We start from the raw sequence: 9,121 nt of genomic DNA, 5'->3' as shown, positions 1-9,121 counted from the left end.
AGGCCGGGAAGATCGCCGATGCGTTGGTGAAAACTGATCTCGTGATCCTGGACGAGCTGGGATACTTGCCATTCAGTGCCTCCGGCGGCGCCTTGCTCTTCCACCTGCTCAGCAAGTTATACGAACGCACCAGCGTCATCATCACCACCAACCTGAGCTTCAGCGAATGGGCGAGCGTCTTTGGTGACGCCAAGATGACCACCGCGCTCCTCGACCGCCTCACCCACAGATGCCACATTTTGGAGACTGGCAACGACAGCTATCGCTTCAAGGCAAGCTCCGAAACTGCGAAAAAGAAACGGAGGGAAACACCAGCATTGACGCCAGAATGACACGCAGAACATAACAACTGGGTGGGTCAGATCTCGGTGACAATGCCGGGTCAGTTCTCAGTGACAATCAACAGGGCGTCGTCATCGAGATCATCATCCGCGGCCGACACAAGGGCGACATCGCCCCCAAGCAGACCCTGATGATCGAGGGGTTCAAAAAGGGCGCGGCACTCTTCCAGTTCCCGCAGACGATCGAGCCGAACGGCGTAGAGTCGTTCAAAGATGTCGTGCCCCTCGCCGTGCCGCGGCGCGTGACCATGCTCGTCGTAGAAACGCTGGATTTCCTCGAAGCCCGCAATGATCCGCTCCTCCCGCGGGGTGCGGCTGGCCGCCTTCTTCTGAGCGACCTCAACACCAAGCTCGCTCAGAAGCGCATCATCTTCGTCGGTGAAATCAGACATTCGATGCCTCTGCCTTCATGCGCGCCAGATAGGCCACCCCCTCAGCCATACGCCGTTCCCAGGCATCCTGCGAGGTCAGCGAAGGCAGTCGGCCGCGCTCCTGTTTGAACTTCAGGGCGCGCTTTGCGAGGTCGCGCGCCTCATCCGGCGACATCGACACCTTCTTCGCGGTGATGATCGCGGCAACCTGCTTCAGGCTCTCCTCGCTCATGGTCTTCGCCAGGATCGAATAGGCCTCGCCGAACGGGTTGATCCGATCGATCAGGTCGATGTCGAGCTCGCGCACGTCCATTGCGAACTTGCGGACGCCATCGATCAGCGCGGTATTCGCGCTGTCCTCAGGCTGGGCGCCGGAAAGCAGCGTCTCCTTGGCTTTCTGGGTCAGGTTCAGGGCGGCTACCGCGTGCTGGCGCACGGCCTCCTGATCATGGTCATCCAGTTCCGGGTATTTGTCCTTGATGATCTTGCCCATCCGAACCTGCGTCAGTTCTTCAGGCACCAGTTCCTCATCAAAGAGCCCGCGCTCGATCGTCGTCTTGTCCTGGACGAAGGCGGTGATCACCTCGTTGAGATCCTGCTGGCAGACCAGCACCCGATCATCGCTTTCGAGGAACGCGCCGACCGAATTGACCTTGGCGCAGGATCGCCACACGCTATGACAGATGCCCGAAAGTGTTCCTCTCCGCCGTCGCGCTCGCAGCGAGAGCCTGCAGGCGGGCGAGCATCTCGTCGATCTCGCCCTTCTTGCTGACGAAGGCGGCGAGCGCGGCTTCCTTGTTGCGCCGGGCCTTCTCGGCGCGGAGTTCATGGCGCGGGGTGGTGATCGGGTTGAGGTGGGTCATCGGCGTGGCTCCGTGGTGAGTTGCATCGTTTCCGTGCGGCAACCATCGCTCCGGTGCGGCGATTATCGTAGGCAAATCTGAGCAATATCAGTGCTGATCATTCGATCCGATGATGATCGATCAGCGCCGCCTGTTCCGCCTCAAAGCGCTGGGCGGCATCGGGCGGGTCACGGCGGGCGTTGACCATTGCCACGAACAGCGCGCGGGCAACGGCGGCGACCGCGTCCGCCCCGGCGCTCGTGAGGTCGGCATCGTGGATGGCAATGGCCTCGCCCAGATCGGTGAGGGCGTAGAGGGTCGCGAACTCGGCCTCGGGCGGGTCGCAGGTGATGGTGTCGCGGTCGTGCTCGGACACGGCGACGCTGCGGCAGAAGCGCAGGTCGAAGCCGATGGCGCATTCGCGGCGGGCGAGAACATCGAGGGTTTCGCCTTCGCAGAGGCAGTTGAGGGCGGGCGTGGTCATGGAGCTGATCCTTCGAGGGCGTGGGTTTCGGGATCCAGTTCGACCCACGCCCCGTCCTGCCAGACGTAGAGGTGGCAGAGCTCGCGGGTCGGACGTGGCAGGATCGGTGGCTCGCGGGGCGGATCGAAGCAGTCCAACGCGTCGGCCCGAACCTGCCGGATTTCGCGGGCCTCGAGGATGTCCCCGGGCGTCCACGGGGCCAACGCGGGGAGCATGTGCGAGGGGTATCCATCGTAGTGGACGTAGACATGGGCCCATTCCTCGGGCCCAAGCTGAATGGCGATCTGCGCGCGGGTGCTCATCCTGGCCCCCCTCAGATCAGCTGCAGGCTGGCCAGCATCGTGCTGGCAGCGGCGAGTTGGGTGGTCGGCAGCTCGATCTTGATGTGCGAGATGACGTCCGAGGCCTTGCGCGCCAGGAGCGCGATACATGGGTCACCTGGCCCACCCGCGTGGCCGCGCTGATGGCCGCGCAATTGTCCGCAGAGATGGAGAAGGCATCGGGGGTGCCCGTGACGATCGAGACTGCGATCCTGCAGAGGGTGCTGGAAACCCATGTCCGAGAGCAGCTCGACGCCCTTACCGACCTCCGGGTCAGCCTTGCATGAAGGAGACGATGATCACGGCCTGACCGACAACGACCTGACCGAGGGGCTCGACCTCGGGTTTGAGGGAGCCGAGGACGTCCTGCGCGCCTGGCGGCGGGGCATGCGGCCGGACGCCGATCTCACCGTGTCGGAATGGGCCGATGCGCACCGCTGGCTCTCGTCGCGCGCCTCGGCCGAGCCCGGCCGGTATCGGACTGCCCGCACGCCCTATCTGCGCGCGATCATGGATGCGCTCTCCCCCAGCCACCCGGCGCAGCGCATCAGCTTCATGAAAGCCGCACAGGTCGGTGCGACCGAGGCCGGCAACAACTGGATCGGCTTCGTGATCCACCACGCGCCGGGACCGATGCTGGCGGTGCTGCCGACGGTCGAGATGGCCAAGCGGACCTCGCGCGGCCGGATCGACCCGCTGCGCGCTTCGAACGCTTCGACCGTTACCGCGCGAACATCGTGACCTATGCCATGGCGAAAGTGTTCCACGACGCCAACGGTGAAAAACAGGTGCTCGATCTTGATGCCATCTGGCGACGCCAGTCGGTACCGGAGGCCCTGCAGCGCGCCTTGCTGCTTGCCGCGGCCGAGGCCCATGACGCGATCACGCGTCCCCCACCCGGTGTGCGGAACATGTCGGAATGGGCAAAGCAGCAGGCGTGCTGGAACGGCCTGAAGGGACGAAAGCTCGACTACGACGAGGATTTCGACAGCTGCCTCACGCTGGTTGAGACGGCACGCAGCACCAGACGGGCAGCGCGGGCGACAGAGGTCATGACCGAAGGCATCAACGCCCAGACAGAGGCCGTAAGCCTCGGAGCCGGCTTCTGGAACACGGTGATGGACTGGGGTCGAAGTGAGCGGAAGCTGACTCCAAAGGACATGCAGATCCTCCAGATCTGCGCCTCGATGCCTCGGCGGATACCAACCGATTTCCAGGCAAAACACGCAATGGACCTTCTCGCGAGACTGAAGGACCAGGGATTCGAAGGGGGGCGCTCCCAGTGAAGGGGCCGCCACTCGAAATGTCGAGCAGCGCGCGTAGCGCTCCCTGTGCCGCGCGACTCGTCGGTGGTCGATGCGCGCATCCTCTTGATTGCCGGGCTTGGGAAGCAGGCAGCCTCATCGGAGTCAGAAAAGACATCTGAAATTTGGCAGCCAAAGAGTCTGAAAATTCGGCCCCAAGAAACAGATTCTGACTCGATCGCGACCACATGGCGGCACATGATGTGCAGGGTAGCGATGGAGGCATTGATGGGACATTCCGAGCACAGCAGGAGGCGCGCAGCCCAGCGTGGCGTCAGCGACCGCTTTGTGCAGGCGATACTGGTGCACGCGGACATCGAGCGCCCGATCGGGGACAACTGCCGCTTGATGCGCGTCAGCCGTCGGCGCTCGCGAAAGCTCAACATCGACGACAGGCTCGGGCGTTACGCCCTGATCTGGAGCGACGAAAGCGCACGGATCGTGACGGTCATGCCGGTCCATGATGGCGTCAACGGACGGCGCTATCGGAAACAGCATTGAGGGCGGGCACGATGTCACACGATGAAAGCCGGGAAGAGCGTAGGGCACAGAGACGGCGAGAAGAGGTCGCCAAGCTGCGGGAGCTCGAAAGTGATGCGGTCCGTCTGGGAACGAAGGTTCACAAAAGGGACCGCCTCATGGCCGCCGTTCACCTGACGCGCGCCTGGGGCGAGGCAAAGGCCGCCGGTCTGCGGAAGGAAGACTTCCAGGACAAGATTCTGAGCCGTCTCCAGCGCCCCCATGGCAGCCGGCAGGAGTTTCGTCTTGCCTACTGGACATTGAAGCGCGGCGAGGATCCGACCACGCAACCCGGGCTTGTGAAGGAATACGAGACGAGGACCACGCCACAAAAGGCACTGGAGCCCTACCTGGTCGGCATCGCCGTCGCTGCGGAACATTGTGGCGTTGATGCCGACGACTGGAAGCTGGAAATGGCGCGTAACCTCAAGCTTTGGGAGCGCTTGTCGGGCCGGCCCGATCAGGCGCCGTTGGATGAGCAGCCCTCGGAGACGCTGGCGGTTCTGCTGAACGGGCTATGTGCGAGACTGGCGAAAAGGAACCGGCTGGACCGGACATTCGCGGCCATCCGGGAGATGAATTGTCACTGGGACATGGACGAAGAGCGGCTTTCCCACTCCCGGCATGCTCCCATGCAGAGGATCGAAAGCCCGACCTTTCCTTCAAATGAGGACTGTCTTCATTTCGGGGAAATGTTCCCGTTTCCGTCGATCCCGTTGATCCGTTTGCCGTATGTGACCGGCGACGCCGCTTTCAACCTTGCCCTGGCCAACGGGCATGATCTCGGGGCGGGCACGCGCATCGACGTCGGAGAACCACGATATGAGGGGATCCCCGGTGAAGTCGCCTGGTTCCGTGAAATCAGGCTTTGCATCGTGCCGGGCGACCGTGGCGGGTTTGTCAGTGCGCTGGAAACACGACCGCATATGGAAGTGCGCATTCAGGGCGAAACCGGTGTGGCCGGTCGGTATCCTGTCTTCCGGTCTGCGTTGATCGACATCGCTGATGGCAGCCATTACGGCCCGCCAGATCTCGGTCCGTCAATCCAGACGAGGGATGGCCAGACATGGGCGATCGAGATGGCGTTGTGGCCGGGAAAGCTTCGCCATGCGCTGGCCGGGAAAATCCGCCCTGCCTTTCCCTTCTCCAGTGAGTTGTATTTCGATCCTGATCCCATCCAGGCTCTTGGCGTTGCCGGCTTCGAACCGTGGTACTTGTCCTATACCCCCGCGACGCCGCCATATCTGCGCCATTGGCTGACGCAGGAGTGGCGGCTTGAAAACGAGGAGGCCGTCTGCCCGTGGGCTCGCGACAACTTCGAACGGGGCGCTCCCGGGGGCCGATGGAATCGCAATGTCCCCCCCAACCACGAACTCAACTTCCCGCGCTTCAGCCACGCCACCTGGATCGAATGTTGCCTTCACAACGGACTGATTGAGGAGGCGCTGCAAGCCAGCATCGACCGCCTTGCGGATCAGACGACGCGCCTGCAGGCGGAATGGCACAACGCGCGCGAACGCCACAGCAACGCCCTTCTGCGGCGCTGGAGCACCGAAACAGAACAGGAGGACCATCCATGACCCGCATCTACGAACGCCAGACCGATGCGCTTTTCCTTGCCGCCTTCGAGCGGAACCCGGCATTCGCGGCAGCATTCCTCGACGCCATCGACGGGGTGCCAGGCAACCGGGTACGCAGCGTGGCCAGCCAGACCCGCCATCGGGGCGCCGGACAGGCAGGCACCATCGATCTGGAGATCACATGCGAGGACGGCTCGATCCTGCTCGTTGAGAACAAGATCGACGCGGGCTACAGCGTCACGCGCGTCGGCGATCCCCAGCCTGACCGCTATCGGGCCAGCGTCGCCGCGCTCCGCGCGTCGGGCCGCAGCGCGGCGTCGGTGCTGCTGGCACCCGAGGTCTATCTGCGGGGTACCCGGCACGCCGCAGCGTTCGACCATCAGATCAGCTACGAAGCGCTGCGTCCGGTCTTCCACGGTGACGACCTTGCGCTGCTCGACGCCGCGATCCTGCAAGCCGTGACCCCGTACGATCCCGAACCCAACCCATCAAGCGCCGCCTTCTTCGCCGCCTATGCGGATTTCGCTCGCCACCATTTCCCCGAACTGGTGATCAAGCGGAATCCGAACGGCAACGGCGTGCGGCCGACCGAATCCCGGACCATCTATTTCGACGTGCAACGAACGCTTCGCGACTGGACGCACCTGCCCCGCCCGCGCATGTCGCTGCAATGTCGCGACAGCGCGGCGCCCTCGGCATCTGTGAAGATCATGCTGGGTGGCTGGGCCGCTCGTGCGCGGACCATGCGCGCGCCCGACAGTTTCGCGGAAACGGGCGGGTACATCCGGCCGGCAGGCCGTTCGCTCGGCTTCGTCATCGACACGCCGCAACTGGACACGCAGATGCCCTTCGACGCTCAGGTCCCTGCGGTGGAGGAAGGGCTCGAGGCGGCCCGGCGGCTCGCTGCGTGGTGGAACCGCCATGCCGGGCAGGTCTCGGCATGAAACCAAGAGGGAAAGCGAATGAGTCACATCGACAGCACCATTGCACGGATCCCCACAATGACAGCCAGGGAACGGTCGACCTGGCGACAAAAGGCTGACGCCGTTCTGGAGAAGAAACCCGGGAACGCCGACGCGCTACGCTTGCTCGGCGCTCTGGATGAGTTTGAATCGGGGCAACCAGGATCGGCGCGCCTTGAAGTGACCGGCCTCCTCGCCTGGGAGAAGTACGATCGAGGAACCGAGACGCCATTTCGAGCCTTCCACGGGGACCGGGTCGTCGGACGCATCGTCAAGAGCGCCACGCACACCGCCAATCGCAAGCAGGTGTATTCCGTCGAGATCCTTGGCCAGGCGCTGTCTGGCAGGTGGGAGAACATCAGCGATGCGCGCAAGGCCGGAGAGGCGGCTTATGCGCAGATGCAATCGGATACACCAACATGACGGTCCTTCTCTCCACATGTCCGCCACCGGCCGAACACCGCGTGATCGATGTTGTCGGCGCCGTGGGTGTTTCCCACAAGACATTCATGCAGGGCCCTGATCTCGGAGTGGCGCTTGAAGCGTGCCGGGAAGGTCTTCGCAGACGGGCGGAAGAGCTCGGCGCTGACATGGTTGCCGGCTGCCATTTTCAGGTCGATTTCAACGCGAGCGTTGCAAATGTCACCGGCTTCGGCACTGCGGTGCAATTGCTGAGCGGAAAGGATGCGTGACGATCCGTTGTCCCCATCCGCTGGACCCATGGCAGCGGCAGGTCTGATGGTAGCAGGGTGGCCGAGGCAGGCGTCATTCCGACAGGTGGTCATGCCGATGACAATCCCGAGGCCGACGCATAGGGTGGTACCGAGGGATGGCGTGATTCAGGAAGCGGAACTGCGTGACGGAAGGACAGCTCGAGACAGTGTTGGCGGAACTGGCGCGTTTGCGCGAAGACGATGGCGCGCGCCGCGAGGTTCTCGACCGGGCCAGTGTCTCGATGCTCCACAGGCCGGCGCTGGGCGGCCAGCTGATCGCAAGGATCTGCGCGACCGAAGAGACCGCGCCGGAGCTGGAGCCCCTTGCCGAACTGCTGGGGTCGGCTCTGGACGCCGCCCGGATCGCGCGCGAGAACCGGAAGAAGCGCGGCAGCGCTTTCCTCCAGACCTTGGGCGATGCGGTTGCCCTGGCATCCGGGCAGGGCCGGTTGTCCCCGTTCCACCGGCTGCTTCTAGCCAGCGCGTGGACCCGAAACGGACTGGCTGCGCCGGCTTCTCTGGAACTGTCTGCAACGGACATCGACGCATCTGGCCTTGCGCCTGGCATCCCGGACCGCACGGAGGCCGATGCCCTGCTGGATGATCTGTTCCAGAACCTGATCGAGCAGACAGAAGGCGATGCGCTCGCGCTGCATGCCGCCTTGACCGAGACCTTCCCGGCCATGCCGCCCGAGATGCGCTGGCATGTCATCCGGGTGTCGACGGAACGCGCCGAACCCATCCATGCGCGGCTGACGTGCTTCTGGCTACTCGACCGGGACGCCGCGATCCGCATCGCAGCAGCCCGTGCGCTTGCTGATCGGGCCGCAAACGGCGCGCTCACGGCCGAACTGGCCGGCCGGATCGTGGTGTTGCGTAACTGGATGCCACCGGACGAAGCACGCGGCCAGGTTGACAAGGCCGTGAAGCTGTCCATGCGATCCGGACTGACGGCAGGAGGCACACCGGCGCCTTGGATCACTCATTCCGTCATGGCGACGCTCCCCGATGGCGGTGGGGCGCAGAGCATCGCGATCTCGCTGCAATCGGGCGGCCGCAGGATGGTGGCGATGCTGCTGCTGAAACAGGGCCATGGGGTGAAGGACGCCTATACCATCGCCTGCAACTCGGCGAGCGAACAGAAGGCGCTGATTCAGCGCGTCAAGGACGAGGCCGGCGCTGTCAGCGTGCCAGCGTCCTGGATGGAACGCGCCCTGTCGGTTGCGCTGGCCGATGGTTTGGCAGCGGGACTGCCCCCTGCCCCGGGACTTGTCGAAATAGCGGAACTCTGCGGGCTCGACCGGCTGCGCGCAGAGGCTGTCACGACCGAGGCGCTGATCGATGCGCTCCCCGCAGCAGAACGGCTCCGTAGCCTCTCCGTGCAGGCGCGCGGCAAGCTGATCAAGGCCAGCGAGGGCTGGTGGGATCGCCACGAAATAGTCCAGAGCTGGTTCGAGGAAAGCGACCCCGCGCATGAAGTTCTGGAGGGCACGCGCAGTCCGCGAAGCGTGGAGGCCGCACTCTGGCGATGGCTCGGCACAAGGCGGGACTACTGGGCGCGCGTGGTGGCGCGGGCGGCCGATGTGCTTGCAGCAGCGGGGGATCAGGAGGGAATGTCCCGGTCGATGTTGAACTTTTTGGGATGAAGGGTGGCGTTGCTCTCCCTGAGCCGTAGGCTCGGGGTG

The 9,121-nt window shown here is 64.1% G+C and carries 13 protein-coding genes and 2 pseudogenes; 10 read left to right on the top strand and 5 right to left on the bottom strand.

Annotated elements, in window-relative coordinates:
* The coding region (locus HUK65_RS17255) for an ATP-binding protein (protein WP_179907514.1) at nucleotides 1-332 on the top strand (332 nt) is incomplete at its 5' end.
* Between the two features lie 50 nt (nucleotides 333-382).
* Here the strand turns inward: HUK65_RS17255 and HUK65_RS17250 are convergent.
* From HUK65_RS17250 to HUK65_RS17230, 5 genes are all read right to left on the bottom strand, one after another.
* Nucleotides 383-733: a hypothetical protein gene (locus HUK65_RS17250; protein WP_235442240.1), complete on the bottom strand. Its 351-nt coding sequence runs from the start codon at nucleotides 731-733 to the stop codon at nucleotides 383-385.
* Nucleotides 726-1,325 carry a hypothetical protein gene (locus tag HUK65_RS17245; RefSeq protein ID WP_235442239.1) on the bottom strand — a complete coding sequence of 200 codons (600 nt, stop codon included), beginning with the start codon at nucleotides 1,323-1,325 and terminating at the stop codon, nucleotides 726-728. The genes HUK65_RS17250 and HUK65_RS17245 overlap by 8 nt, the downstream gene beginning before the upstream one ends.
* A 61-nt stretch (nucleotides 1,326-1,386) precedes the next feature.
* Nucleotides 1,387-1,575 (bottom strand): hypothetical protein, encoded by a 189-nt coding sequence (locus tag HUK65_RS17240; protein ID WP_179907504.1) that lies wholly within the window; start codon nucleotides 1,573-1,575, stop codon nucleotides 1,387-1,389.
* Between the two features lie 97 nt (nucleotides 1,576-1,672).
* A complete protein-coding gene (locus HUK65_RS17235; protein WP_179907513.1) occupies nucleotides 1,673-2,038 on the bottom strand; it encodes a hypothetical protein in 366 nt (121 codons plus the stop codon).
* Nucleotides 2,035-2,340, bottom strand: coding sequence for a hypothetical protein (locus HUK65_RS17230; RefSeq protein ID WP_179907512.1), 306 nt, complete (start codon nucleotides 2,338-2,340; stop codon nucleotides 2,035-2,037). Before HUK65_RS17230 ends, HUK65_RS17235 begins: the two co-directional genes overlap by 4 nt.
* Before the next feature lie 104 nt (nucleotides 2,341-2,444).
* Here HUK65_RS17230 and HUK65_RS17225 point away from each other — a divergent pair.
* The 9 genes and pseudogenes from HUK65_RS17225 to HUK65_RS17185 form a co-directional block, all read left to right on the top strand.
* Nucleotides 2,445-2,645 (top strand): annotated as a pseudogene (locus HUK65_RS17225) (hypothetical protein); the annotation flags it as partial.
* A pseudogene (locus HUK65_RS17220) lies at nucleotides 2,593-3,069 on the top strand (phage terminase large subunit family protein); the annotation flags it as partial. The pseudogenes HUK65_RS17225 and HUK65_RS17220, both read left to right, overlap by 53 nt.
* A 26-nt stretch (nucleotides 3,070-3,095) precedes the next feature.
* Nucleotides 3,096-3,644 carry a hypothetical protein gene (locus tag HUK65_RS17215; RefSeq protein WP_179907511.1) on the top strand — a complete coding sequence of 183 codons (549 nt, stop codon included), beginning with the start codon at nucleotides 3,096-3,098 and terminating at the stop codon, nucleotides 3,642-3,644.
* Nucleotides 3,645-3,890: 246 nt separating this feature from the next.
* Nucleotides 3,891-4,163, top strand: a complete 273-nt coding sequence (locus tag HUK65_RS17210) for a hypothetical protein (RefSeq protein WP_179907510.1) — start codon at nucleotides 3,891-3,893, stop codon at nucleotides 4,161-4,163.
* Between the two features lie 137 nt (nucleotides 4,164-4,300).
* Nucleotides 4,301-5,761: a hypothetical protein gene (locus HUK65_RS17205; protein WP_179907509.1), complete on the top strand. Its 1,461-nt coding sequence runs from the start codon at nucleotides 4,301-4,303 to the stop codon at nucleotides 5,759-5,761.
* Nucleotides 5,758-6,705, top strand: a complete 948-nt coding sequence (locus HUK65_RS17200) for a hypothetical protein (RefSeq protein ID WP_179907508.1) — start codon at nucleotides 5,758-5,760, stop codon at nucleotides 6,703-6,705. The genes HUK65_RS17205 and HUK65_RS17200 overlap by 4 nt, the downstream gene beginning before the upstream one ends.
* Before the next feature lie 18 nt (nucleotides 6,706-6,723).
* Entirely contained in the window at nucleotides 6,724-7,146 is a 423-nt protein-coding gene (locus HUK65_RS17195; protein WP_179907507.1) for a hypothetical protein, read from the top strand.
* Nucleotides 7,143-7,415, top strand: a complete 273-nt coding sequence (locus HUK65_RS17190; RefSeq protein WP_179907506.1) for a hypothetical protein — start codon at nucleotides 7,143-7,145, stop codon at nucleotides 7,413-7,415. Before HUK65_RS17195 ends, HUK65_RS17190 begins: the two co-directional genes overlap by 4 nt.
* Nucleotides 7,416-7,579: 164 nt before the next feature.
* Nucleotides 7,580-9,082 (top strand): hypothetical protein, encoded by a 1,503-nt coding sequence (locus HUK65_RS17185; RefSeq protein WP_179907505.1) that lies wholly within the window; start codon nucleotides 7,580-7,582, stop codon nucleotides 9,080-9,082.
* Nucleotides 9,083-9,121: the final 39 nt, after the last annotated feature.

Origin of the sequence: Rhabdonatronobacter sediminivivens (assembly GCF_013415485.1) — a bacterium.
Lineage (GTDB): Bacteria > Pseudomonadota > Alphaproteobacteria > Rhodobacterales > Rhodobacteraceae > Rhabdonatronobacter > Rhabdonatronobacter sediminivivens.
The sequence above is the reverse complement of the archived record's forward strand: the minus strand, read 5'-3'. Positions and strand labels throughout refer to the sequence as shown.